Raw genomic sequence first — 26,087 nt, 5'->3', positions numbered from 1 at the left:
TGATCGAAGCGTGCGACCAATTCAACTTTTATTATTTTAAATCAATCATTTAGACAGCCAAACCAAATTTATTTGCGTCGTTGGCATGCCTCTCGCATATGTAGCTGCGAGCGCAACAAATCAACGCTCGACCAACCAACCACTTAGGAGATTCACCATGCTGACGATCAAAGACCTCGCCGCTTCCAAAGAACTCGGCCGTGCTGAGATGGGCGCCATCACGGGCGGTAGCTCGTTCTTCTCGAACGCCGGTATCAACAGCAACGTTCAAGCAGGCGGTCTGTCCTTCGCTTCGCCCCAAGCGAACATCGCACCTGTAACGCAAGTCGATGCATCGACCACCACCAACGTCGATCTCAAGACCGTCAACAAGTCGATTACCGCCGTGGGCAGCCTGCTCGGCGGCATGGCGCTTTAATTCACACTATCCAATCACATTGTTTAGGAGATTTATCATGCTGACCATCAAGAACCTCGTTGCTTCCAAGGAACTCGACCGCGCTGAAATGAGCGCCATCACGGGCGGTAATTCGCTCTTCTCGAACGCCGGTATCAACAGCAACGTGCAAGCTGGCGGCGTGTCGTTCGCTTCGCCGCAAGCGAACATTGCACCTGTTTCGCAAGTCGATGCATCGACCACCACCAACGTCGATTTCAAGACCGTCAACAAGTCGATCACCGCTGTGGGCAGCCTGCTCGGCGGTTTGGCACTTTAATTCTCACCATCCAAACACATTTCTTAGGGGATTTATCATGCTGACTATCAAGAACCTTGCTGCTGAGAAAGAACTCGATCGCGCTGCAATGGGCTCCATCGCGGGCGGCTTCTCGATCTTCTCGAACACCGGCGTCAACTCGAACTATCAGGCAGGCGGCGTGTCTTTCGCGAGCCCGCAAATCAATGTCGCACCGGTCACGCAGGTCGATGCCTCGCAACACACGAACGTGGACGTCAAGAGCATCACCAAGTCGGTCGATGCGCTCGGCAGCATGTTCGTCGGTATGAAGGCCTAAGGGCTCGCAGGCTCAGAGAGGGAAGGACCACGTGCCTTCTTCTCTCGTTGATTCTTGCCGATAACGTCCGAGCCTCAACGAGAGGACCGTATCTCCTTGCGGCCCTCTGGGTGAAGTGTTTTAGCCCGCTTGTTAGCGGGCTTTTTTTCGTCCATTCAGAGCGGCGGTACGACACGCTCCCTCGAAAAACCACGCGCAATAAATCGTCTACCGCGTCGAAGATAATCCGCCAGCAAATTTATCCGGTTGACAACGCTTTTTGGCCAGAGAAACCTGACGTTGTGCAATGCACCAATCTGGCTGAATCGCGGCAGAAGCCAGGAATACACGTCACGCCGCTCAACGTTCATCTTCGAGGTCCGTCATGCGACTTTCCATCCTGCTGGCTGCACTCACGACCTGTCTGACCTGTACGGCACGCGCAGAAAATTCGGCTTCGCCACAAGACTCGGCCATGTACCTTTCGAGTGTCGTCGGCAATTCGCAGATGAACGCAAATCCGCAACTGGCGCAGCCAGTCAGCGCGTCGTCGGACAAACCATGCACGTCGCCCGGAAGACGGGTTCAGCGGGACATTCGTGGGTCGATCGACGGTGGCTCGCGCTGCGACAATGCAACGGCCACCGCGTTCTGACGACACGCGCGAAGCAGCGTGTTCGACGATTGCGACGCATGCATCACTTTAGGTGTAGCTGCTCGACGACAAGCGCAGGACAACGAGTTCACTCAGAGGCCGCTCAAGTGCGAGCGCGGAAACGGCCCTAGCATTGCTCGATGCATCGCGCACCTTCGCGCCGCCAAAAACCAGCACGCGCAATGCCGCGCTGAAGAGGAAGAGGGACGCGCCTCAAAAGTCGTCGGAGAAACTCAGTTCATAGTCGACGCTCGCGCCCACGCGCAACTCACGGCCCGCGCCGTCAAGAGCAATCGCGTTCTGCCCGAACGTGAGGCCGCCATCTACACGAGCATTAGCGCGCCAGCCCATCATCACGTCGAGCGGTTCGTTGGGCCATTGCGCGTCGCGCACGCCGTGCGTCTGATCGACCGTCGTGATCGGACAGCGCGCGCACGGCTTCACCATGCGCAACACGATGCCATCGACCGAGATCGTATCGATGTAGTCTTCCTCGAAGGCGTCGAGGCCGCTCAAGACGACATTGGGCCTGAAGCGATTCATTGGCACGCGCGGCGCGCCCTTTGCTTCGAGACGCGCGTTGAGATCGTCGAGCGAGGCGTGGTTGGTGACGAGCAGCGGAAAGCCATCGGCGAATTGCGTGGGTGCGTCGGCATCGCGCGTCCACGTCTTGCTCGCGAGGCGCGTGACGTCGTCCGCAAAGCGCACGAGCCGCACGGGAACGCCGAGGCGTGCGGAGAACCAGCGCGCGGCGCTCACGCCTTCGTCGAACGCCTCGAAGTGATCGCGCCAGACATTCACGGCGACGCGCGCCGGGTCTTTCTCGTGCGCAAGCGGCACTTCGAGCGGTTCGGCAGCATCGGGGGAATTCAGCACGAGCGCATCTGCCGTGAGCGTTGGAATGATGCGCGCCATCGCCGGGAATTCGCGTTGCGAGACGAAGCGCCCGTTTTCGTCGATGACCATCCAGTGGCGATCCCACGGAAATCCGTGAACGGCGAGCTGCACGCAATCGAGTGCGATTGCGCCGCATGACTTGACTGGATAGACGAATAGCGCGCTGATGGTAGGCATGATCGGGATGTTCGATGGCGCGAACCGCTGTTCTGGAAAAGCGCCATTGTCCCGTGCTCATATTGTTCCGGCAAGCGGTGCGCTCATACGCTTTACAACCGTCTCCCCGCATCCGCCGTGACGCGCTCGATCAACCGCTGCACACGAAGCGCATCATCGCCGCTGACGCTCGGCGCGCGATCATCCCGCACGGCATCGAAAAAGTCCTTCAACAACGCACGATGCGCGGCGTGCGAGAAGTCCATCGGCTTCGCACCGAAGCCCGACGACGAAGGATCGCGGAACTCGTCGATGCTTCCATCGCGGAAAAACACGCGCAAGTGCCCGCCTTCGAGCGTTGCCGTGCCTTTATCGCCGATTAACTCGATACGCTCCGGAAAGCCCGGAAACGCCGCCGTGGTTGCAAGAAGATGACCCACGGCGCCGCTCGCGAACGTGAGCGAAGCGCTTGCAAAGTCCTCGGACTCCATCGTGTGCAACGCGGTGGTCGCGGTAGCCGCCGCGACCGAGGACACATCGCCCGCCAGCCACAGAAGAATGTCGAGCGAATGAATTGCCTGCGTCAACAACACGCCACCGCCATCGCGCGCATAAGTGCCACGGCCCGGTTCGTCGTAATAGGATTGCGGCCGCCACCAGCGCAGATCGAGTCCCGCGCATGCAATCGAACCAAGCGCGCCACTCGCCTTCACTTCCGCCAGCCGCTGCACGGCGGGACGAAAGCGATTTTGAAACACCACGCCGAGTTTGCATCCCGCTGTACGGCAGATATCGACGATGCGCGTGGCGCGCGACATCGACACATCGAGCGGTTTCTCCAGCATCACGTGCTTGCGCATTGCGGCGGCCTGTTCGACCAGTTCGAGATGCGTATTCGGTGGGGTGAGGACGAGCATGGCGTCGATGGTCGCGTCGTTCAATATCGCATCGACAGACGCGCCGACAGGAAAGCCATGCGCGCTGGCGAACCGTTCTACTCGTTCAGGCGAACGGCCGACGACCGCCACGACCTCCACTTCCTCACGCAATTCATTCAATGCGAGCGCGTGAGGCGTTGCAGCCAATCCAGCGCCGACCATCGCGATTCGAATTTTGCGCATCGAGCCTTCCTTGGGCGTTGATGTGTCACACGATCGTCGTCAGCTCCGGAACGGCTTCGAAAAGATCCTGAGCCAGACCATAATCCGCGACGCTGAAAATAGGCGCTTCCGGGTCCTTGTTGATGGCGACGATGAACTTGCTGTCCTTCATGCCGGCCAGATGCTGAATGGCGCCCGAGATGCCGACCGCCACGTACAACCGCGGCGCGACGATCTTGCCCGTCTGACCCACTTGATAGTCGTTCGGCACATACCCGGCATCCACCGCCGCGCGCGACGCGCCCAGCGCAGCACCGAGTTTATCAGCGAGCGGTTCGAGCACCGTCGTGTAGTTCTCGCCATTGCCGAGGCCGCGTCCACCCGACACGATGATCGAAGCCGAAGTCAGTTCCGGCCGATCCAGCTTCGTGACTTCGCGGCTGACGAATGACGAGATGCCAGCGTCGGCTGCCGCTTCGATCTTCTCGACCGATGCACTGCCGCCTTCTGCCGCCACCGGATCGAAGCCCGTTGCACGCACCGTGATGACCTTGATCGGATCGCTCGATTGCACCGTCGCGATAGCGTTGCCCGCATAGATTGAACGCTCGAAGGTATCGGCACTGTCGACGGCGGTAATGTCGCTGATCTGCGCGACATCCAGATGCGCCGCGATACGCGGCGCGATGTTCTTGCCATAGGCCGTCGCGGGCGCGAGGATGTGCGAATAGTCCTTCGCGATATTCAGTACCGTGCCCTCGACATTCTCAGCCAGACCTTCGGCGAGTTGAGGCGCATCCGCAAGCAGCACTTTAGCTACGCCCGCGATCTTCGCTGCCGCATCGGCCGCGCCTTGCGCGTTCGCACCAGCAACCAGCACATGAATAGCGCCGCCGATTTTCGCCGCCGCCGCTACCGTGTTCAACGTCGCGGCCTTGATGGACGCGTTGTCGTGTTCCGCCATCACCAGAATCGTCATCAGATCACCTTCGCTTCGTTTTTCAACTTCTCGACCAGCGTCTTCACGTCCGGCACCACCACGCCCGCCGAACGCTTCGGCGGTTCCGCGACTTTCAGCGTCTTCAGTCGCGGCGTCACGTCAACGTCAAGATCAGCGGGCTTCAAAGTCTCCAAAGGCTTTTTCTTTGCCTTCATGATATTGGGCAGCGTGACATAGCGCGGCTCGTTCAGGCGCAAGTCGGCCGTCACCACCGCAGGCAGCTTCAACGTCAACGTTTCGGCGCCGCCGTCGATCTCGCGCGATACCGTCGCCTTGCCGTCCGTCACCACCACCTTCGATGCGAACGTCGCTTGCGGCAACGCAGCCAGCGCGGCGAGCATCTGGCCGGTCTGATTGCAATCGTCGTCGATAGCCTGCTTGCCCAGAATCACGAGCTGCGGCTGTTCCCTGTCGATGAGCGCCTTCAGTATCTTCGCCACGGCGAGCGGTTGCAGTTCATCGCCGGACTCGACGAGAATGCCGCGATCCGCGCCAATCGCCAGCGCGGTACGCAAAGTCTCCTGGCACTGCGCGACGCCGCACGATACCGCGACGACTTCCGTCGCCACACCTGCTTCGCGCAGGCGCACGGCTTCTTCCATCGCGATCTCGTCGAAGGGATTCATCGACATCTTCACGTTGGCGAGTTCGACGCCGCTGCCGTCGGACTTGACGCGCACCTTCACGTTGTAATCCACCACTCTCTTCACTGCCACGAGGATTTTCATGAGCTAACCGTCCTTCAACGAATGCAAGTCTCACTTGATGATCAACACCTTCGACCGATCGAAAGCCACGGTGACGGCAACGATCAGGATCAGACCGAACACGATCTGCTGCGCGAATACGCTGATGCCGACGAAGGTCATGCCCACGCGCGCCACCGACACCAGCAGTGCACCGACGAGCGTCCGTCCAATGCCGCCCGCGCCGCCCGTCAGCGCCGTGCCGCCGACGATCACGGCGGCGATGGCCGGCAAAAGGAATTGATCGGCAAGCGTGGGCGAACCGCTTCCAAGACGCCCTGCCATCACGACGCCCGCCAGTCCCGCGAAGAACGACGAGGTGCCGAACACGAGGCACTTCGTGACCGACACGCGCACGCCCGAGGCAATGGCGGCGGGTTCGCCCGCGCCGATGGCATCGGTGCGACGGCCGAACACCGTCGAGCGATGCAGGAACAGGCAGAACAAAAACACGGCCACGCCAAGCAGGATTTCATGCGGCACGCCGAACGAAGTACCCGTGGTCCATCCAAGCGATGCATTGCGCATCTCGTCGCTGATGCCGATGGAACGCGTACCCGACAACGTCAACGCCGCCGCCGATGCAATGCCGCCGACCGCGAGCGTCGCGATGAACGAGGGAATGCGCAGCACAGTCTGAATGACGCCGCTCAAAAGCCCGATGCCGAACGAAGCCGCAAGCGCGATCACCGCCGCCATCGCGCCGTAACGCGGCAGCAGCATCGCGACGATCACGCTCGACAACGACGCCACCGCCTGCAACGAAAGGTCGATGCTGCCGAGCAAAACCACGAATGTCGTGCCGGCCGCCATGATGAAAAGCGTCGAGCTATCGGCAAGCAAACCGAGTTGTGTCGATGGTGCGAGAAAGCTCGGCTGTGCAATCTCGATCAACACGTAGAGCACGACGAGTGCGAGAAACGGCGCGTTGTCGCGCAGCTTCGCCGCGAGGGAAGCGTTCAGTTGTGGCATATCGACCTCAGACCATGTGTTCGACGATTTCGACCTGCGAAGGCTTGCGCCCGACTTCGCACGGCAGGATTTTTTCGGCGCGGCCGTCGCGCATCACCATCACGCGGTGACTGAGGCCGAGGATCTCTTCGAGCGTGTCGCCGGTCAGCACCACCGCCACGCCGTCCGCCGTCAGTTCGCGGATCAGCTGATAAACCTCTTCCTTCGCCCCGACATCGAGACCGCGTGTCGGATGATCGAGCACGAGGATTCGGCTGCCCGCGAAGCGCCATTTCGCGAGCACCACTTTCTGCTGATTGCCGCCAGAGAGATTGCGGCACGACGCATCGGCGCCGGGCGTCTTGATGTGCAGACGTTCGATCCATTCGTTGGCAAACGCACGCTCGCGCGCCTTCTTCACGATGCCGCCACGGCTCACCGCATTGAGACGCGGCAAGGTCAGGTTTTGCGCGACGCTCATTTGCGTGACGAGACCTTCGACCTTGCGCTCGCGCGGCACGTAGCCAATGCCCAATGCAACGGCATGATTCGCATGCGGCTTCAGATGCGTGCTGCCCACCAGCACTTCGCCGCGATCGAGCTTTTCGAGTCCCGCGATGACGCGGCACAGTTCCTCGCGCCCCGAGCCGACCACGCCCGCGACTCCGAAGACTTCGCCGCAGCGGACATCGAAGGACACGTCATCGAGCACATGTCCGAGCGACGCGTGACGCACCGAAAGCGCTACATCGTCGCGGCAAGGCTTCTGCAGATTCTCGCGGTAATACTCGCCATGCAGCGTACGGCCCACCATCAGTTCATGCAGCTTCGTCACCGACGCCGTTCCCGACGCCATCTCGGACACGACCTTGCCGTCTTTCATGACATACACGCGATCGGAAAGTGACAACAGCTCGTCGAGCCTATGCGAGACGAACACGAACGAGGCGCGCGACTTCAGTTCGCGCACGAGGCCGAAGAGAATCTCGATCTCGCCTGCTTCGAGCACGGAGGTCGGCTCATCGAGCAAGATGATCGGCGTGCCGCCCGTGCGACTCGCCAGCGACAAGGCGCGCGCGAGTTCCACCATCTGCCGCTGACCGAAGGACATGTCTTCGCAGAGCGTCAATGGATCGATATTCAGACGCACGGTCGCCAGTTCCTTCTGCGCCGCGCGCTTGAGCTTCGACCAGTTGATGCGGCCGAAGGTCACGAACTGTTCTTCGCGCCCGAGAAACAGGTTCTCCGCGACCGTCAGGTTCGGCAGGATCGACTGCTCCTGATACACCATGGCGATGCCCTTGGAGGTCGCATCGCGCGGATTGCGAATCACGAGCGGCTTGCCGTTCAGCGTGATCTCGCCCGCATCCTGACGATACGCGCCGGTCAGGAGCTTCATCAACGTGGACTTGCCCGCGCCGTTCTCGCCGATCAGACCGACGATCTCGTTGGGCCGCACGTCGATGGACACATCGTCGAGCGCAAGTACGCCCGGAAAGCGCTTGGTGACATTCTTGAGTGACAGCATGTTCATCTCCTCACGCTCATTTGACGATGCGCCGGCGCGAACGATTCAGCGCGAGCGTTACCGCCGCGATGATCAGCACGCCTTGAATGCCCTGCTGCACGTAAGGCGGAACGCCGAGCAGCACCATGCCATTGCCGAGCACGATGACGATGAGCGTGCCGACGAGCGTGTTCATCGGGCTGCCGTTGCCGCCCGCGAGCGACGTGCCGCCGACCACGATTGCGGTGATCGCCACGAACAACTGACCATCGGCGATACGCGCGTGGCCCTGACCGTATTGCGCGACGGCCAGAATGCCCGCGACGCCATAGAACGCACCGGCCAGCGCGAAGACCGCAATGCGCACGCGCGATACCCGCACGCCGCTCAGACGCGCGAGGTCCTCGCCTCCGCCGATGGCAAGCGTATGCCGGCCGAGCAGCGTGTGCTTGTAGACGAACCACGCGATTCCCAGCACCAGCATCGCGATCCACACCGACAAAGGCAAGCCGAAATAACGCGTGATGGAGATGGCGCGCAGCATCGGGTCGCTCACGCGGATGGTGTTTCCCGACAGCCACGCAGTGCCGATTCCCGTCGCCACGAAGCCGACGGCAAGCGTCGTGATGAACGAAGGGATGCGCAGGAACACGTGCAGCACGCCATTGGCGAGGCCGAGCAGCGCGCCCGCCGCGATCGCCACGGCGAGCACCCACAGCCCGTAGTGGTTATCGTTGTACGAGTTCTCGACCAGCATCGACACGGCAATCGCCGCGACCGCGACGATGCCTTCCGCCGACAGGTCGATGCTGCCGAGCTGAATCACGAACGCGGCGCCCAAGGCGATGGTCAACGGAATCGCCGCGCCCACCGCGATTCGCGACAGGTTCATCGGATCGAAGAAATCGTGGTTCAGCGCGCCGATGCAAAGACCGAGCGCCACCAGCACCAGAACGGGTGCGAATCGTCGCAGCAAAGCCTGCTTCGATACCAATGGAGTCCCGGTTGTTGTTATGCGGACGGCCTGCCGGGTGGGCGCCACGGTCAACTTGTTCATCGATACACCACCGGACCCGACACGCGGGCATAGAGGTTGTTCCAGTCACCGCCAGGCGCGGCCGCCCGCTTGATGACTTCCTGCACGTTCGCCTTCGTCACGAACGTGGCCTTGCAATACGATTCTCGCCGGTCCTTCGGCAAGGCGGCCACGTCGATCTTCTTGTCCTTCGCCTGCAAGCCCATCGACAAGCCGATGCCGCCGAGCCAGTAAGGGTCCCAGTCCACCGACGCGATCAGTTCGCCCGCCTTGATCGCGGCGAGTCCGGGCGGCGTGCCGTCCATGCCCGTCACCGGCATCTGGCCCGCGAGCCCTTCGGCGCGCAACGCTTCGATGGCGCCGAGCGCCATGTCGTCGTTCGCGGCCCATACGCCCTTGATCTTCGAGTTGAAGCGCGTCATCCACGCCTGCATGATCGGAAACGCCTTTTGCGAGTTCCAGTCGGCCACCTGGAAGTCGAGCAACTGGATGTCGGGGAACTTCTTTAGCGCCGCTTCGAGACCGGCCTTGCGCTCGATTGCCGGCACATTGCTGAAGATGCCGCCGAGCGCGACGACGCCGCCCTTGCCGCCCATCGCCTTGAAAAGTTGCGTCGCCGCTTCCTCGCCGTACGCGACGCCATCGTAAGAAAGATGCGCCACGTAGTTCGGGTTGTTGTCCCACGGATGCAAGTCCTTCGGCTTGTTCCAGATCGTCGTCACGAACGCGCCCGCCTTCGAGCAGGCTTCGACGATCACGCGGGCATCGGCGGAGTCGTTGGGATCGACGTTGAGGACGAGGTTGCCGTTGGTACGTTGCAGGAGCGCGCGAATGTCGGCAATGCCTTTCTCGGAGCTGCCTTCGGTCGTCAGCGGTACATAAGGCAGGCCGGCGCTCGCGGCAAAGCCCTGCGCGCCCTTGTTGAATGCCGCGTGATAGGGATTGGTGAGCGAGCGGAACGAACAGGCGAGCGTCGTCTTGTCCGCGCCGAGCGACAGGCTCGAAAAGCCGCCGCCCGCCACCGCGAATGCGGCTCCGGCGCCCAGCCTCATGAAGTCCCGGCGCGAGAAAGCCGTGCGTTGATGTTGTTCAGACATGATGTCTCCCACGAATGTAATAAATAGACGGATAGTTATTTATGGCTCGAAGAATCCGATGCTGCCGAACCCTTCAGGCGCCTACGCCACGCTCACGGTGGCGTCGTGCAGCGAGCGGCCCGCGTGCGCCGCCAGTTGGCCCGTCGCGGGCGCCTTCGCCGCAACGAGTCCGCGAATCAGGTCCGAGGCTTTCTCCGCGATCATCAGCGTCGGCGCGTTCGTGTTCGAACTGACGATACGCGGCATCACCGATGAATCCGCCACGCGCAGCCCTTCGATGCCATGCACGCGCAACTGCGGATCGACCACGGACATTTCGTCGATACCCATCTTGCAGGTGCCGACCGGGTGATAGCCCGTGCGTCCGTATTGCTTCGCGTATGCCTCGTATTGGGCCTGCGTGCGTACCGAGCCGCCCGGAAAGTGCTCGCTCTTGATGTACTTGGCGAGCGCGTTCTGACTCATGATTTCGCGGCTTTGGCGAATGCCCTCCACGGCCACCTTGAGATCGTGGGGGTCGCGAATGTAGGCAGGATCGATGACCGGTGCATCGGCGGGATCGGCGCTGTGAAGCGTGACGTTTCCACGGCTCCTCGGACGCAGGAAATACGAGTTCAGCGTGCAGCCCGAACCGGACGGCACCGGCGGCACGCCCGCTTCCACGCCCGCGCCCGGCAGAAAATGGAACTGCAGGTCGGGCGTCGGCACGTCGCTGGCCGAATACCAGAAGGCGCCGCCTTCCGCGATATTCGATGTCACGGGTCCCTTGTTGAAGATTTTGTATTCGAGACCGGCGAGCAGCATCATGTGCTTCTTCGCATACTTGTCGAGACTGTACGGACCGTTCAGCTCATAGACGATGTCGATGTCGAAGTGATCCTGCAGATTGGCGCCGACGCCGTCGAGTGCATGCAGCGGCTCGATGCCGACGCGTTCGAGATCCGCCGCGCGGCCGATGCCCGAGAGCATCAGGATCTTGGGCGAACCGATTGCACCCGCCGTCACGATCACCTCGCGCTCGGCGCGCGCCACGATCACATTCGAGCGCGCGTTTTGATCGGCATATTCGACGCCCACCGCGCGACCGTTTTCGATCACGATGCGCGACACGAGACAGTTCGTCTTCACGGTGAGGTTGCCGCGCGAGCGCGCCTGTTGCAGATAGCCGACCGCAGCGCTGCAACGCCTGCCGCCGCGCTGCGTGACCTGATACACGCCGACGCCTTCCTGCTGCGCGCCGTTGAAGTCGCTGTTATACGGGAGGCCCGCTTCCTGACCCGCCAGCACGAAGGCCTTGGTCAGTTCGTTGACGCTGATGAGATCGGACACGCCGAGCGGCCCGCCCACGCCGTGATATTCGTTGCACAAGCGCTCGTTGTCTTCCATGCGCCGAAGGTAAGGCAGGACGCCATCGCGAAAACCCCAGCCCGTGCAGCCTTCGCGTTCCCATGCGTCGTAGTCGGCGGGTTGGCCGCGCGTGTAGACCATCGCGTTGATGGAACCGCCGCCGCCGAGCACGCGGCCTTGCGCGAACGGAATCTGCCGCCGTTGCGTTTCCGCCGCCGCGATCGTGCGATAGCCCCAGGTCAGCGGGCCGCTCGTCATCTTGAAGAAGCCGACCGGCATATGGATGTACGGGTCGGTATCGGCGGGACCGGCTTCGAGCAGCAGCACACGGCTGCTCGCGTCTTCGCTCAGACGCGCCGCGAGCGCACAACCCGCCGCGCCTCCGCCAACGATCACAAAGTCATACATTGCTGTCTCCGATTCTTTGTTCGCCACGAGTCGCGCGTGGCCGTCCGCGCGGCTCTCGAAGGCCGCTCTCGTGAACCACTCGCGCTATGCGATCCAGCGCGGCCGATTGCCAAGCTGCACATGCACGGACTTGATCTCCGTGTATTCCTCGACGCCGTAGCGTCCCGTCTCGCGGCCGATACCCGACTGCTTGAATCCGCCGATGGGCATTTCCGGTCCGCCGGTGATCGTGCAATTGACCCAGATGCGTCCGGCTTGCACATCGCGCAGACTCTTGAACGCGCCTTGCAGGTCGCGCGTCCAGATGCTCGCCGCGAGACCGTACGGCACGCCGTTCGCGAGTTGGATAGCCTCCTCGAAACCGTCGAACGGCGTCACCGAAAGAACCGGCCCGAAGATTTCGTCCTGCGCGAGCGAACTGCCCGGCTGTACGTTGCGAAACACCGTCGGCTGGATGAAGAAGCGCTCGCCATCGCTGCTGGCGTTACCGCCGCAAACGAGTTGCGCGCCGTCGTGCGTGCCTGCATCGATAAAACCGCGAATCTTGTCGAACTGCCGCGCCTCGACGATTGCACCGACATGATTCGACGCGTCGAGCGGATCGCCCATGCGCACCTTGGCAAGCACCGCGCCGATACGTTCGACGAGCTCCGCTTCGACCGAGCGATGCACCACGAGCCGGCTGCCCGACACGCAGCACTGTCCTGCGTTGAACGCGATGCCGAAGGCGATGGCGTCGGCGGCGTCGTCGAGATCGGCATCGGCGAACACGATCTGCGGATTCTTGCCGCCGAGCTCAAGCCCGACCTTCTTCATGTTGCCGCCCGCCGCCGCGAGCACCGAACGGCCCACTTGCGTCGAACCGGTGAACGAGATCATGTCGACGTCCATGTGTTCGGCAAGCGCCTGCCCGACCACCGGACCGAGACCGGTCACGACGTTGACCACGCCGTCCGGCAGACCCGCTTCGGTGAGCAACGCGGCGAGCTTGAGCGTCGTGGTCGATGTCAGTTCGGACGGCTTGACGATCACCGTGCATCCCGCAGCCAGCGCGAAGGGCAGACGCTCCGAAAGAATGAAGAACGGAAAATTCCACGGCGTGACGATGCCGACGACTCCCACCGGCTGACGCATGACCAGCCCGAACATGTCGGCCCCGAGCGTGTCGTGCGAGTCGCCATGGACCACGCGTGCAAGGCCCGCCGCATATTCCCAGATGCCCGCGGCCGCCGTGACTTCGCCGCGCGACTGGCCTACAGGCTTACCGCTTTCGAGCGTTTCGAGATACGCCAGCGTCTCGACGTTGTCGCGAATCAGGCGCGCGGCTTTCAAGAGGACCGTTGCGCGTTGCTCGCCGGATAAGCGCGACCAGCGGCCATCGTCGAAAGCGCGGCGGGCAGCGGCAACCGCTGTATCGAGATCGCCGGATGACGCACGCAGCGTCGCGGTGACGCCCACGCCGTGCCCCGGACTCTTGCGCGTCACCCATTCGGCGGATGAGCCCGCATGACTTTTTCCGTCGATGTACATCGGCGTGCGCAGCGGCTCGTCGGGAAGATGCAGCGAGGCTGCGAGTTCGCTCAAATCACTCATATCCGTCTCCATTCAACATTTCCGCGGTGCGCCCGGCATTCGCTGCAAGCGTGAGAACAAGGTCACTGCCTCACGTCAACGGAACCCATTCTGCACCATCCGGTTACTTCCGTACAAGCCGATTTTTGGTTTATAGTCGCTGACATACCGAGTGCCTTCCGGCATCCCGACCGCTCATCCTTCGACCACGCACATGACCCTCACCCCCGCTACGCCGAGAAGCGCATCCAAGTCCGCCGAAGCCGTCGCCACCCGTCAACCCAGACAGCGGGACCCCGAAGTAACGAAGGCCCGGATTCTCGATGCCGCGAAAAAAGAGTTCGCCAAGCTCGGCATGGCGGGCGCACGAGTGGAAGCCATCGCCACGCGCGCCAAGGCCAACAAGCGGATGATCTATCACTACTTCGGCAGCAAGGAGGAGTTGTTCGTCGCGGTGCTCGAAGACGTGTATGCCGACATCCGCTCCGCCGAACTCAAGCTCGACCTCGACCATCTCTCGCCCGAGGAAGCCATCGTCGCGCTCACCACGCATACCTGGAACTACTACCTGAAGAACCCCGAGTTCATGACGCTCGTGAACAGCGAGAACCTGCATCGCGCGCGGCACGTCAAGAAGTCGCAGCGCTTCAAGGAATTGCATCAGGGCTTCATTTCGATGCTGCAACGTATCCTCGATCGCGGCGTCGAGGCGGGCGTGTTTCGTAGTGGCGTCGATGCGCGGCAACTGCATATCACCATGGCTGCCATCGGCTATTACTACCTCACGAATCGCTTTACGAGCGGCGTGATCTTCGACATCGACTTCATGGACAAGGCTGCACTCAAGAGCCGTCTCGACTTCAATATCGACACCATCCTGAGGCTCGTGCGGCCCTGAAAACGGCACGGCGAGCATCTTGGGCAGCGGCGTTGCCATGTCACGCCACCTTCTCTTGCGCCGCCGACATACGCGCGAGCAACGCTGCATCGAGGAGCGGACGAAACGCCATGCGCGCCAGCACGTCGCGCTCTATATCCACGCCGTCCGCAACCTCGATCAGCCGCACGCCTTCGGCTTCCAGCCGGAACACCGCCCGCTCGGTCACGTAAAGCACTTCCTGCGCGCTGCGCAATGCCTGCTCGCCGCTGAACGTGATGTGCTGCACGCGTTCGACGAGCTTCGGCACGCTGCCCGGCGACACGATCTTCAAGCGCGTTCCCGCCTGCTCGACATCCAGCCCTTTCGCCTCGAAACTCCCGCAAAACACGATCTTGCGTGCGCCTTGCGTGATGTCGATGAAGCCACCCGGTCCGACGACCGTCGACCCGAGCTTCGACACGTTGATGTTGCCTGCGCCATCCATTTCGCCCATGCCGAGAAAGGAGACATCGACGCCGCCGCCGCTGTAGAAATCGAATTGATCGACACTCGACAGAATGGCGTGCGCATTGCGCGCGGTGCCGAACATGGGGCCGTCGAGCATCGCGCCGTTGTGAATGCCCTGCTCGACCGATCCCCAAAACGTGCCGAGACGCCCTTGCTCCGCGAGCAGCGCGGGAATGCCGCCCGGAATGCCGAAGCCGAAGTTGGCCGATTGTCCTTCGTGCAGTTCGAGCGCCGCGCGTGCCGCGATGATGCGGCGAATGCCCGTCGGCACTTCGTAGAAGCCTTCGCCGATGGTACACAGCGCTTCACCGCTCAAGGCCGCGTCGTAGTCCGACACCACGCATTGCACTTGCTCCGGTGTCTCCACGAGCGTGTCGACGAGAATGCCCGGAATGCGCACGAGCCGCGCCGGCACGTAGCCTTCCGGGGCGCGCTCCTTCACCTGCACGATCACGCGGCCGTCGCTGTTATGCGCGGCGAGCGCGGCGGCGTAGACATCGAGGTCGGCCGGTTCGCGGCGCAGCGTGACATTGCCGCTCTCATCCGCCGATGAACCGCGCACGATGGCGAAGTCCACCTTGAACGGCTTGTAGCGCAGGAATTCGCGGCCATCGAGTTCGATCAGCTCGACGAGGTCTTCGCTTGCGCGCTCGTTGATCTTCCCGCCATCGATACGCGGATCGACGAAGGTGCGCAGTCCCACATGCGTGACGAGTCCGGGCCGCCCCGCGCCAATCTCGCGCAGCAACGTGCTGATGGCGCCGGCGGGAAAGCTGTAGGCCTCGAAGGCGTTGTCGCGAGCGAGCTTCTGCATGGCGGGCGCCCAGCTCCAGTGTCCGCCGATCACGCGTTTGACCATGCCCTCATGCGCAAATCGGCCGAGGCCGCTGCCCTTTGCGTCACCGATGCCGAGCGCGTGGACGATGGTCAGATCGCGCGGATGTCCCGTCTCGAGAAAGCGCTTTTCGAGTTGGGCAAGCACGGCGTCGGCTTCGAGCAGCCCGCCGCCGGAACCCGCGAGTGCGATGGTCGCGCCATCGAAAATCTGCCCGACCGCAGCGGCAGCATCCGTCCACTTGTTCACTGAAAGCTCCTTTGGGAAGCAGCCGCAAAAGCCATTGACAGCGGCCATTCGTTGGTCTTAAATAACCCACCAGATGGTTACTTGCTGCGAATGTTGGCACACGAAACCTCTGAATTCAAGCGGTATTTCGACTGGCTGCGGGTAAACCTTCAACGCAAGTCCTGCCGCAAATATCTGATCTGACGATAGGCATGGAGACAACATGAGACTCTCGGAAACGCACGAGCAAATTCGCGACACGACGCGGCGGTTTGCGCAGGAAGTCATCCGGCCGCTGGCCGAGGAACTGGATCGCGAAGAGCGTTTTCCAGCGGAGATCTACAAGCAGATGGGCGAACTGGGACTCTTCGGCATCACCGTGCCGGAGCAGTTCGGCGGCGCGGGAATGGATGTCACGGCTTACGCGCTCGTGATGGAAGAGTTGTCGCGCGGCTATGCGTCGGTGGCGGATCAATGCGGCCTGCTCGAACTCGTCGGCACGTTGTTGAGCGCGCATGGCAGCGACGCGCAACGTGCGAAGTACCTGGAGTCTTTGCTGCGCGCCGAGTTGCGTCCGGCCTACTGCATTACCGAATCCGACGCGGGAACGGACGTTTCCGGCATCCGCACCACGGCCACGCGCACCGCCGACGGCTGGGAACTCAGCGGCGCGAAACTGTGGATTCATAACGCGCCCGTCGCCGACCTCGCCTTCGTGCTCGCGCGTACCGACCCGGCTGCGGGCAAGCGCGGCATGAGCATCTTTATCGTCGATTGCCACTTGGCGGGCGTATCGAAGGGGCCGAAGGAACACAAGATGGGACAGCGCGCATCGCAGGTGGGCGAGCTTCATTTCGACCGCGTGAAGCTTGCCGAAGACGCGCTCCTCGGACAAGAAGGACGCGGCTTTCACATGATGATGAGCGCGCTCGACAAGGGCCGCGTGGGCATCGCCGCGCTCGCGGTCGGCATTGCGCAGGCGGGTCTCGAAGCGGCGCTCGAATACGCGCAGACACGCAAGCAGTTCGGCACGCATATCGCCGAATTCCAGGGCATTCAGTGGATGCTCGCCGACATGGCGAAGGACATTCAGGCCGCGCGCCTGCTCGTGCACGATGCCGCCGCGCGCCTCGAATCCGGCGAGCGCGCGAGCATCGCCTGCTCGATGGCCAAGTGCTTCGCGGGCGACACGGCCGTCAAGCACAGCGCCAACGCCGTGCAGATATTCGGCGGCAGCGGCTACATTCGCGGCTACGAAGTGGAGCGGCTTTATCGCGACGCGAAGATCACGCAGATCTACGAAGGCACGAACCAGATTCAGCGCACGATCATTGCGCGCGATCTGATCGCGAACGGAGCATCGTTATGAGCGCGCGTCCCGTTGCGCTCGTCACGGGCAGCCGGCGCGGCATCGGCCATGCGATTTCCGTCGAACTGGGCCGCGCGGGCTTCGATATCGCGCTGACCGACGCCGTGGCTTCCGACGAACTCGATCGAGCCGTCGCCGATGTCGAAGAAACCGGCGCGCGTGCCATTGCCGTCGTATCCGATCTAGCGGATATCGCCTCGCATCACGCCACGCTGAACGATATCGAAACGCGGCTCGACGCTCCTATAGATTGCCTCGTGAACAACGCGGGCGTGTCGGTCATGTCGCGCGGCGATCTGCTCGATGTAACGCCCGAGAGCTTCGACCGGTGCATGGCCATCAACACACGCGGCACGTTCTTTCTCACGCAGGCTTTTGCGCGGCACTTTCTGTCTCGCATACGCAAGAGGATGGCGGCGCATCCGAGCGTCATCACGATCACCTCGTCGAATGCGGTCGCGGCGTCGCCCTTGCGCGGCGAATATTGCGTGTCGAAGGCGGGATCGTCTATGGCCACGACGCTGTTTTCGCTGCGCCTGGCCGAACACGGAATCGCCGTCTACGAAGTGCAGCCCGGCCTGATCGAGACCGAGATGACAGCGCCTTCCCGCGCGCGCTACGACGCGCAAATGGAGCAAGGGCTCACCGCCATAAAACGCTGGGGCACGCCGCGGGAAGTGGCGACGGCCGTGCGCTCGCTCGCGACCGGCGGCTTGCCATACAGCGTCGGACAGGCCATCCGTGTCGATGGCGGCTTACTCGTCAACAAATACTGAACCGCATATGAACTCAACGCTCAAGCTGCCGACCTCGCTCGGCACGATAGAAAGCTACCGTCTGCAAGGCACACCGCTCGATGTGCGTACGCCCGCGCGGCCGTTCAATCGCATCGCGTATTCGGCGGCGCATGTCGTGGCCGATCCGCTGCGCGCGGGTGAACTGAACGCGCCACCCGCCATCGACTGGGAACGCACGCTCGACTATCGGCGCTATCTCATCAAGCAAGGTCTCGGCATTGCCGAAGCAATGGACACCGCGCAACGCGGCATGGGTCTGACGTGGAACAGCGCCCTCGAACTCATCACGCGTACCATGGAAGGCACGCGCGATATTCCCGGCGCGTCGATCGCATCGGGCTGCGGCACCGATCACGTCTCGCCCGGTTCGATCACCAACTGCGATCAGGTCATTCGCGCCTACGCCGAGCAACTCGAAGCCGTGCAGCGCGTCGGCGGACGCGTCATCCTCATGGCAAGCCGCGCGCTCGCGCGAGTCGCGCGCTCGAGCGACGACTATCGGCGCGTCTATCGCGAAGTGCTCGCCATGTGTAACGAGCCCGTGATTCTGCACTGGCTCGGCGAGATGTTCGATCCGGAACTCGCCGGCTACTGGGGCGAATCGTCGTATGAGCGCGCGGCGCAAGTGTGCCTCGATGTGATCGGCGACAGCGTCGATCATGTCGATGGCATCAAGATTTCCCTGCTCGACGACGCCAAGGAAATTTCCTTCCGGCGTCAGTTGCCGCCCAAGGTGAAGATGTACACCGGCGACGACTTCAATTATCCAAGTCTGATTGCGGGCGATGAACGAGGCTTCTCGCATGCGCTGCTCGGCATCTTCGATGCGATTGCCCCAGCCGCTTCGCAGGCGCTCGCCGCGCTCGCCAACGACGACCTCCATACATTCCACACGCTGCTCGCGCCGACCGTGCCGCTGTCACGCCATATCTTTCGTGCGCCGACGCAGTATTACAAGACGGGCGTCGTATTCCTCGCGTATCTGAACGGCTTTCAGGACCACTTCTTCATGCTTGGCGGCCACCACGGCATGCGTCCGCCCGCCTATCTCGCCGAGGTCTTTCGTCTTGCCGATCAGGCCGGCCTGCTGCGCAATCCCGACGACGCCATCGGCCGAGTGCGGAAGGTCATGGCAGCGCTCGGTTGCGCCGAGTAATCGCGGCGGATCGTCTTCGACATCACACGAGATCAACATGAGAAACCTGCAGGGAAGACTCGATCTGTGCTCGATCAACACCGCGACGCTTGGCCATCGCGAGGCGTTGAGCGTCACGATCGACCGCATCGCCGCAGCGGGATTTGGCGGCATCGCGCCGTGGCGTCACGAGGTGGAGAACGCGAACGTCGCCGACATCGCGCAGCAGATCAGGGCGCTCGGGTTGAGCGTCACGGGCTATTGCCGTTCGACATATCTGCCGGCGGCGAATCGCGCGCAATTCAAGGCGAATATCGAAGCGAACAAGGCAGCCCTGCGCGATGCCGCGACACTCGGCGCACGCTGCTTCGTGATGGTCGTCGGTGGTTTGCCCGAGGGCAGTCGCGATCTGAATGGCGTGCGCGCACAGGTGATCGAAGGCATCGCCGAATTGCTGAATACGGCGCGCGAGTGCGGCGTGCCGCTCGCGCTCGAACCGCTTCATCCGATGTACGCGGCGGATCGCGCCGTGCTCAACACGCTCGCGCAGGCGCTCGATATCTGCGCTCAGGTCGACCCCGGACATGGCGGCTTTCTCGGCGTTGCCGTCGATGTCTATCACTGTTGGTGGGACCCGGCGCTTCAGGCATCGATCGCGCGGGCCGGACAAGACGATCGCCTGCTCGCGTTTCATGTATGCGACTGGTTGCGCGAGACACGCGATCTGTTGCTCGATCGCGGCATGATGGGCGATGGCAGCATCGACCTGGCGGCCGTGCGCAGTGACGTCGAGCAAGCCGGATATGACGGACTCGTCGAAGTCGAGATTTTCTCGAAAGAAAACTGGTGGCGGCGCGATCCGGACGAAGTGCTGCGCATCTGCGCGGATCGCCTGCAAACAGTGTGCTGACTGCGAAGGACAATCATCATGCAAGAGACAGTTCGTTGGGGCGTGCTCGGCGCCGCGAAAATCGCCGACAAGTTCGTGGTGCCCGCCATTCAGCGGTCGTCCAATGGCCGCGTGGTGTGCGTGGCGGCACGCGATCGCGAGCGCGCGGCCGCTTTCGCTGCACGACACGACATCGCACACGCATATGCAAGTTACGACGAAGTTCTCGCCAGCGATCAGGTCGATGCCATCTACATTCCGCTGCCAACGGCGAGTCACTTCGAGTGGTGCAAAAAAGCGCTTCTCGCCGGCAAGCATGTGCTGTGCGAAAAGCCCATCGCCATGACGGCTTCGCAAGTTCGGGAGTTGATCGCGCTGCGCGATTCGACGGGTCTCGTCTGTGGCGAGGCGTTCATGGTGGCGCACCATCCGCAATGGGCGTTTGTGCAGGAGTGCATCGCGCGCGGGACACTTGGCGAACTGCGGCTCGTGGAAGGCTCCTTTACGTATTTCAACGACGATCCCCATGCACTCAAAAACGATCTCGCATTGGGCGGCGGCGGTGTGCGTGATATCGGCGTCTATCCGGTCGTCACCACGCGCATGGCGACTGGTCTCGAGCCGCTTGCGATCGGCGCGGACATCACCATCGATCCGCGTTACGGCACCGACAAGCTCGCGGTCTGCGACCTCACGTTTTCTGGCTTCGATCTACACTTTTACTGCGGCACTCAACTCGCGCGCCGCCAGCATATGATCTTTCATGGATCGAAAGGCTGGCTCTCGCTCGATGCGCCGTTCAACCCCGGCGTATACGGCGACGCGAAGGTTCATATCCGTCTGGATGGAACGGGCAAAGCGGAGACTATCGAGTTCGGCGATGTCGATCAGTATCAGTCGATGGTCGAAAACTTCGGCGCGGCGGTGCTTCGGCCGGGCGAACCGCTTTCATTTACGCTCGAGAATTCGCTCGGCAACCAGCTTGTGATCGACGAGGTGCTCTCTCATGCCAACCGCTAGCACGACCATGACCAAGAAAGCGACGTCGATGATCGACGTTCAGCAACTTCGCGAAACGCGCGCGCTGGCGGCCGCGTGCGCCAATGCGGACGACGCTTCCCTGTGGCGCTGGTTTTCGGCGCTGATGGACAGCGGAAAGATTCGCTGGTGCCTTGCCTCGGAGGGCTGGCTCGTGAGTGTGAACCATCGGCACGTGGCGACGGCTGCATCGTTCGATGAAGCGATCCGCATTGCCAAGGATAGCTCCAGTTTTTCTCTCATGTGATGATGTCGCCGACATCTACTTTCGACCGGAGCCGCGACATGACGACAGACAGGACCTTTCATTGCGACAAGCTCGTGCGGTTTCAGCACTGCGATCCTGCCGGCATCGTGTTCTATCCGCAATACTTCGTCCTGTTCCATGAGGTGCTCGAGGACTGGTTCAATGACGGACTGGGCGTGGATTACGCACATTTCATCGGCACGCAAAGACTCGGCATTCCCACGGTGCATATTCAGGCGGATTTCGTCGCGCCGAGCAAGCATGGACAGACGCTTCGTTGCTCCCTGAAGGTCCGCGATCTGGGCAGAAGTTCGATCAAACTCAGTCTTGAAGCTGCTGTCGAAGATGAGTTGCGCGCGAAAATCGAGCAGACCGTCGTGCTGTTTTCGTTCGACGATCAGACTTCGGTCGCGCTGCCGGAAGACTTGAGGCAGCGCATGATGCAGTTCGCGGCGCAGGATTGACCTTGAAAATCCACGCCGCGCGCATCCGCCAAGGCTTGATGCGCCGGAGCGTTACCTGAAGACAGCGACCGCATCTCACCAGCAAAGATAACCGCCGTCCGCCACGACGATGGACCCAGTCATCAAACTCGCGGCGTCGCTGGCAAGGAACAGAATGACGGACGCGATTTCGTCCACGCGTCCGAGGCGGCCCATCGGTGTGCCGCCTACCCAATACTGTCGCAAGTTCGGGTCCATCGATACCTTCCTGACGAGATCGGTATCGATATACGTCGGCGCAACCGCGTTGACCCGCACACCGCGCGATGCCCATTCCACCGCGAGCGAGCGCGTCAGATGATGCACCGCCGCCTTCGACGCGTTGTAGTTCGCCTGCTCCTGCGGTCGCGTCGCGATGAACCCCGCCATCGAACCGACGTTCACGATTGCCCCGCTGCCGCGTTCGAGCATCGATCTACCGAACGCGCGGCAACAGCGAAACAAGCCATTCAGATTCACGTCGAGGACCTTGTTCCACACCTCATCCGACATCGTCTCCGCCGGCTCGTTTGAGATGGCGATGCCCGCGTTGTTGACGAGAATGTCGATCGCGCCGATACGCGCGGCAATGTCATCGTGAATGCGCTGCGGCGCGGCCGGATCGGTCACGTCGAAGGGCACGCCGTGAGCCGCGAAGCCCTTCGTGTTCAAAGCATCGACGGCGGCAGCGAGCGCGGCGGGATCGAGATCGGTGAGCACGACTTCGGCGCCTGCTTCGGCCAGCGCTTCGGCTGTCGCCTGGCCGATGCCGCGCGCCGCGCCCGTTACGACCGCGCGCTTGCCATCGAGTCTGAGTTTGTCGAGATACATGGAATCTGCCTTGAGAAACGAGTCAACTCAGCACGATCCCGCCGCACACGTTGAGCGATTGTCCGGTCACGAAAGCGGAGGCATCGGAGGCAAAGAAGCACACCGGCCCGGCCACGTCTTCGGGTTGTCCGAGCCGCGCGAGCGCGGTCTTGTCGACCCACTGCTTCGCGATTGCAGGGTCCTCGAGATTCGTGCGCCCCATGTCCGTCACGATAATGCCCGGACACACCGCGTTGGCCGTGATGCCGAACGGGCCGATCTCCTGCGCGAGCACGCGCGTGAAGCCCATGACCGCCGCCTTCGATGCCGAGTAATGCGCTTGCAGCGGCGCGCCATGCTTGCCGCCAATCGACGCGATATTCACGATGCGTCCGTACCCGCGCGCCTTCATGTGCGCCAACAAGGCTTGCGTCACGAGGAACGTGCCTTTCGCGTTGACGTCGAGCACCGCGTCCCATTCGTGCTCGGCGAGTTCATCCACCGACCGTGCGATCAGAATGCCCGCGTTATTGACGACGGCGTCGACCTGACCCGCCTGAGCGATGGCCGCCGCGATCATGTCCGTTACCTGCTGTTTGTCGCTGACATCGGCATAGAGCGCGAACGCGCGCCGCGACTTGCCGCGAATCTCTTTTGCCACGCCTTCGAGCGCATCGCGCTGCCGTTCGATATCGTTGACGACGACATCGAAGCCATCGTCGGCTAGTCCCAACGCGAGCGCCCGGCCAATGCCCCTGCTCGCGCCCGTCACCAGCGCCACCCGTCCATTCGATGCTTTGCTCATGATGGTGTCCGACTCCTTAATTCGTGAGGTATTCGTGCACGTGAGGCGATTAGCGGAAGAAGCGAATCTCGCCGCGTAAGACCGCCAGCCCGACAGCCGCGATCATCACGATGCCGCGCACGATGTTCTGCAAATAGAACGGCGCGCCGATCAGATTCAGGCCGTTATCCAGCATGCCGATGATGACGACGCCGACCAGCGTGCCCTGAATGGTCGCGCGTCCCGGCTTGAATGCGGTCATGCCGAGGAACACGGCGGTGAGGCTGTCCATGAGGTAAGCATCGCCCGCACCGGATTGACCCGTGCCGAGTCGCGCGGTCAGCATCACGCCGCCGAGCGCCGCGCCCGCCGCCGACAGCACGAGCGCCGTGACACGCGCGCGGTTCACCTTGATGCCCGACAGACGCGCCGCCTGAATGTTCGCGCCCGTCGCGATGACGCTGCGCCCGAGCCGCGTTCGATTGAGCAGCACGTAAAAGACGAACACGGTAACGAGCGCAATGACGATAGGCATCGGGATCACGCCGAACACCGTGCCCTTGGCAATGGCGTAGAAGCTGTCGGGCATCTGCGCATAGATCGAATCGCCGCCCGTGTACGCGTAATTGACACCGAGCGCGATGGGTCCCATCGCGAGCGTCGCGATCAGCGATGGAATGCGCAGCATGGTCACGAGCAGGCCGTTGACGAGCCCGATCACGACGCCCGATACGATTGCCACCGCAATGGCAAGCGGCACTGGCAAGTGCGCCAGCACGAGCATGCCGGCGACGAGTACGCCCGCGAGACTCGCTGCCTGACCGATAGACAAGTCGAATTCGCCGCTTGCCACTGCCACGGTCAGCCCCGACGAGATGACCATCAGCACGGAGATCTGCACGAGCACATTGCTGATGTTGTCGATCGACACGAAGCGGTCGGTGCCGAGCGCGAACGCGATGAAAATGATCACCGCCGCCGCGACCGTGCCCCAGCGGCTCGCGAGATGACTGAAGTCGAAGCTGCGTGGCGCGTGAGCGGCGGGGTCTTCGGATCTTTTGGCGGCCAAGGTCTGTCCTTTCATTTCAGTTCACCTCGAGCAAGAGTCTTGCTTCGGAAAATTCGGTGCGGTCGAGACATTCGCCCACCACGCCATCGGCGATGCAGTAAATGCGGTCGCATAGCTTGAGCATTTCCTCGAACTCGGCGCTCGCAATCAGCACGCTCGCGCCCGCCTTGACCAGTTCGTGAATCAGCGCATAGATTTCCGCCTTGCTGCCGACATCCACGCCTTCGGTCGGATTGTCGAGCAGCAGCAGCGGCTGCTTCGCCGCGTGACTTCGGCCCATGCGAATCAGCCAGCGGCCGAACGCGACCTTCTGCTGATTGCCGCCGGATAGCTGAAGCACGTCCTGCCCGATGCCGCTGCACTTGATACCCAGTTGCTTCACGGTGTCGTGCGCGAGCCCGCGCATGAGCGTGTGCTGCATGAAGCCGCCGCGGCTCGTTTGTTCGAGCGTGCCGGTCATCAGATTCTCTTCGACGGTCAATCCCGGAAAGAGCGCCTTGCGCAAGCGCTCATCGGCGACCAGATACACGCCACGGCCGATTGCATCGGCGACATCGCACGGCAATCCGCGTTTGCCATTGACGATGCATTCGCCCGTGACCTTCGCGCTTATCGATCCCGCGAGCGCTTCCAGCACGCCGGTCTGCCCGCCGCCCATCACGCCTGCAATGCCGACGATCTCGCCCGCATGCACGACGAGATCGGGCACATCGAGATTGCCGATGCGCGCGTCTTGAATGCGCGTCGTGACAGTGTCGCGAGACGCGGAAGACGACCAGTTCTGATCCTCGATCCTGCGTCCGACCATCAGATGCACCACTTCTTGCAACGTCGTTTCGGCGACGAGGCCATCGTGCACCTTTGCGCCGTCCTTGAGTACGGCCACGCGATCGCACTGCTCGAAAATCTCGTTCAGGTGATGCGAGATGAAAAGAATCGACAAGCCGTGCGACTTGAGATCGCGCAGAAAGCTGAAGAGCTTGCGGCTTTCGTTGAGCGTGAGCGAGGCGGTCGGTTCATCGAGAATCAGAATGGCGGGCTCGCTCACCAGCGCCTTCAGGATGTCGAGAATCTTGTTCTCGCCGAGCGTGAGATCGCCGCATTCCCGGTCGAGATCGATATCGATGCCAAAGCGCTGCGCGAAGCGGCTCGCTTCGACTCGCAAGGCGCGCGAGCGGATCAGGCCGCCGCTCAACGGTTCGCGTCCGAGCATGATGTTCTCGGCGGCGGTCAGCGTCGAGATGACCGCGATCTGCTGATGCGCCACCGCGATGCCCGAGGCGAGCGCGTCGCCGACGCTCTTCATCGAGACCGGCTTGCCGTCGATAGAGAGCGTGCCTGCATCGGCTTGCTGCGCGCCGCAAATGATCTTGACCAGCGTGGATTTGCCCGCGCCGTTCGCGCCGACGAGCGCGAGCATTTCGCCGCCCCACAAGTCGAGATCGACGCCGCGCAGCGCCGGATTGCCGTGGAAGCTCTTTTCCACGCCACGAGCGCTCAGGCGAGGGGTTCCCTTCGCCAGATTGTCATTCATGTGTCTGTCTCCTGACAC

General features: G+C 62.2%; 26 protein-coding genes. 11 read left to right on the top strand and 15 right to left on the bottom strand.

The genetic code is table 11. The features are described 5' to 3' along the window. The first annotated feature begins 157 nt into the window (after positions 1-157). The 3 genes from P9250_RS07650 to P9250_RS07640 are packed head-to-tail and all read left to right on the top strand — an operon-like array spanning position 158 to position 1,014. Positions 158-418: a hypothetical protein gene (locus tag P9250_RS07650; RefSeq protein ID WP_244832436.1), complete on the top strand. Its 261-nt coding sequence runs from the start codon at positions 158-160 to the stop codon at positions 416-418. Positions 419-455: 37 nt separating this feature from the next. Then, the gene (locus P9250_RS07645; RefSeq protein WP_310392144.1) at positions 456-716 is read left to right on the top strand and encodes a hypothetical protein; all 261 of its coding nucleotides are present in this window, start codon (positions 456-458) and stop codon (positions 714-716) included. 37 nt (positions 717-753) lie between these two features. Further along, entirely contained in the window at positions 754-1,014 is a 261-nt protein-coding gene (locus P9250_RS07640; protein ID WP_244830528.1) for a hypothetical protein, read from the top strand. 847 nt (positions 1,015-1,861) lie between these two features. On the opposite strand, the gene P9250_RS07635 is transcribed toward P9250_RS07640, so the two are convergent. From P9250_RS07635 to P9250_RS07590, 10 genes are all read right to left on the bottom strand, one after another. Then, positions 1,862-2,722: an MOSC N-terminal beta barrel domain-containing protein gene (locus tag P9250_RS07635; RefSeq protein ID WP_310392142.1), complete on the bottom strand. Its 861-nt coding sequence runs from the start codon at positions 2,720-2,722 to the stop codon at positions 1,862-1,864. Between the two features lie 92 nt (positions 2,723-2,814). Then, complete coding sequence (locus P9250_RS07630; RefSeq protein WP_310392140.1) at positions 2,815-3,822, bottom strand: Gfo/Idh/MocA family oxidoreductase; 1,008 nt, start codon at positions 3,820-3,822, stop codon at positions 2,815-2,817. 25 nt (positions 3,823-3,847) lie between these two features. Next, entirely contained in the window at positions 3,848-4,780 is a 933-nt protein-coding gene (locus tag P9250_RS07625) for an FAD-binding protein (RefSeq protein ID WP_310392138.1), read from the bottom strand. Continuing rightward, positions 4,780-5,529: an electron transfer flavoprotein subunit beta/FixA family protein gene (locus P9250_RS07620; RefSeq protein ID WP_250469723.1), complete on the bottom strand. Its 750-nt coding sequence runs from the start codon at positions 5,527-5,529 to the stop codon at positions 4,780-4,782. Before P9250_RS07620 ends, P9250_RS07625 begins: the two co-directional genes overlap by 1 nt. 30 nt (positions 5,530-5,559) lie before the next feature. Further along, on the bottom strand, positions 5,560-6,519 hold the full coding sequence (locus P9250_RS07615) for an ABC transporter permease (protein ID WP_310392136.1): 960 nt from the start codon (positions 6,517-6,519) through the stop codon (positions 5,560-5,562). 7 nt (positions 6,520-6,526) lie between these two features. Then, a complete protein-coding gene (locus P9250_RS07610; protein WP_244830541.1) occupies positions 6,527-8,026 on the bottom strand; it encodes a sugar ABC transporter ATP-binding protein in 1,500 nt (499 codons plus the stop codon). A 16-nt stretch (positions 8,027-8,042) separates the two neighbouring features. Beyond that, positions 8,043-8,981 carry an ABC transporter permease gene (locus P9250_RS07605; RefSeq protein WP_310392134.1) on the bottom strand — a complete coding sequence of 313 codons (939 nt, stop codon included), beginning with the start codon at positions 8,979-8,981 and terminating at the stop codon, positions 8,043-8,045. A 77-nt stretch (positions 8,982-9,058) separates the two neighbouring features. Further along, positions 9,059-10,138 carry a sugar ABC transporter substrate-binding protein gene (locus P9250_RS07600; RefSeq protein WP_250511633.1) on the bottom strand — a complete coding sequence of 360 codons (1,080 nt, stop codon included), beginning with the start codon at positions 10,136-10,138 and terminating at the stop codon, positions 9,059-9,061. An 81-nt stretch (positions 10,139-10,219) separates the two neighbouring features. Further along, on the bottom strand, positions 10,220-11,893 hold the full coding sequence (locus tag P9250_RS07595; RefSeq protein ID WP_310392131.1) for a GMC family oxidoreductase N-terminal domain-containing protein: 1,674 nt from the start codon (positions 11,891-11,893) through the stop codon (positions 10,220-10,222). A gap of 84 nt (positions 11,894-11,977) precedes the next feature. Then, positions 11,978-13,486, bottom strand: a complete 1,509-nt coding sequence (locus P9250_RS07590; RefSeq protein ID WP_310392129.1) for an aldehyde dehydrogenase family protein — start codon at positions 13,484-13,486, stop codon at positions 11,978-11,980. Between the two features lie 193 nt (positions 13,487-13,679). Here P9250_RS07590 and P9250_RS07585 point away from each other — a divergent pair, with 193 nt between their 5' ends. Beyond that, positions 13,680-14,363, top strand: coding sequence for a TetR/AcrR family transcriptional regulator (locus P9250_RS07585; RefSeq protein ID WP_250494666.1), 684 nt, complete (start codon positions 13,680-13,682; stop codon positions 14,361-14,363). Positions 14,364-14,403: 40 nt separating this feature from the next. Here the strand turns inward: P9250_RS07585 and P9250_RS07580 are convergent, their stop codons facing one another. Beyond that, positions 14,404-15,936, bottom strand: a complete 1,533-nt coding sequence (locus P9250_RS07580) for an acyl CoA:acetate/3-ketoacid CoA transferase (protein WP_409014824.1) — start codon at positions 15,934-15,936, stop codon at positions 14,404-14,406. Positions 15,937-16,138: 202 nt separating this feature from the next. Between P9250_RS07580 and P9250_RS07575 the strand changes: the two genes are divergently transcribed. From P9250_RS07575 to P9250_RS07545, 7 genes are read left to right on the top strand one after another with little or no spacing between them, the layout of a single operon-like run. Continuing rightward, a complete protein-coding gene (locus P9250_RS07575) occupies positions 16,139-17,284 on the top strand; it encodes an acyl-CoA dehydrogenase family protein (RefSeq protein WP_244830549.1) in 1,146 nt (381 codons plus the stop codon). Further along, positions 17,281-18,060: a 3-ketoacyl-ACP reductase gene (locus P9250_RS07570; RefSeq protein ID WP_310392124.1), complete on the top strand. Its 780-nt coding sequence runs from the start codon at positions 17,281-17,283 to the stop codon at positions 18,058-18,060. The genes P9250_RS07575 and P9250_RS07570 overlap by 4 nt, the downstream gene beginning before the upstream one ends. A 7-nt stretch (positions 18,061-18,067) precedes the next feature. Next, positions 18,068-19,237: a dihydrodipicolinate synthase family protein gene (locus tag P9250_RS07565; RefSeq protein WP_310392122.1), complete on the top strand. Its 1,170-nt coding sequence runs from the start codon at positions 18,068-18,070 to the stop codon at positions 19,235-19,237. Positions 19,238-19,274: 37 nt separating this feature from the next. Beyond that, on the top strand, positions 19,275-20,126 hold the full coding sequence (locus tag P9250_RS07560; protein ID WP_310392120.1) for a sugar phosphate isomerase/epimerase family protein: 852 nt from the start codon (positions 19,275-19,277) through the stop codon (positions 20,124-20,126). 18 nt (positions 20,127-20,144) lie between these two features. Further along, a complete protein-coding gene (locus P9250_RS07555; RefSeq protein WP_310392118.1) occupies positions 20,145-21,125 on the top strand; it encodes a Gfo/Idh/MocA family oxidoreductase in 981 nt (326 codons plus the stop codon). Then, positions 21,112-21,390, top strand: coding sequence for a hypothetical protein (locus P9250_RS07550; protein WP_250469713.1), 279 nt, complete (start codon positions 21,112-21,114; stop codon positions 21,388-21,390). Before P9250_RS07555 ends, P9250_RS07550 begins: the two co-directional genes overlap by 14 nt. A 38-nt stretch (positions 21,391-21,428) precedes the next feature. Then, the gene (locus P9250_RS07545) at positions 21,429-21,854 is read left to right on the top strand and encodes a thioesterase family protein (RefSeq protein ID WP_310392115.1); all 426 of its coding nucleotides are present in this window, start codon (positions 21,429-21,431) and stop codon (positions 21,852-21,854) included. A 75-nt stretch (positions 21,855-21,929) separates the two neighbouring features. Here the strand turns inward: P9250_RS07545 and P9250_RS07540 are convergent, their stop codons facing one another. From P9250_RS07540 to P9250_RS07525, 4 genes are read right to left on the bottom strand one after another with little or no spacing between them, the layout of a single operon-like run. Next, on the bottom strand, positions 21,930-22,703 hold the full coding sequence (locus P9250_RS07540) for an SDR family NAD(P)-dependent oxidoreductase (protein WP_250469711.1): 774 nt from the start codon (positions 22,701-22,703) through the stop codon (positions 21,930-21,932). Positions 22,704-22,725: 22 nt separating this feature from the next. After that, entirely contained in the window at positions 22,726-23,487 is a 762-nt protein-coding gene (locus P9250_RS07535) for an SDR family NAD(P)-dependent oxidoreductase (protein WP_310392113.1), read from the bottom strand. A 49-nt stretch (positions 23,488-23,536) separates the two neighbouring features. Next, on the bottom strand, positions 23,537-24,535 hold the full coding sequence (locus P9250_RS07530) for an ABC transporter permease (RefSeq protein WP_244830564.1): 999 nt from the start codon (positions 24,533-24,535) through the stop codon (positions 23,537-23,539). Positions 24,536-24,551: 16 nt separating this feature from the next. Beyond that, a complete protein-coding gene (locus tag P9250_RS07525; RefSeq protein ID WP_310392111.1) occupies positions 24,552-26,069 on the bottom strand; it encodes a sugar ABC transporter ATP-binding protein in 1,518 nt (505 codons plus the stop codon). Positions 26,070-26,087: the final 18 nt, after the last annotated feature.

It is taken from the genome of Caballeronia sp. LP006, from assembly GCF_031450995.1.
Classification (GTDB): domain Bacteria; phylum Pseudomonadota; class Gammaproteobacteria; order Burkholderiales; family Burkholderiaceae; genus Caballeronia.
Note: the sequence above shows the minus strand (reverse complement) of the source record. Positions and strands in the feature narration are given on the sequence as shown.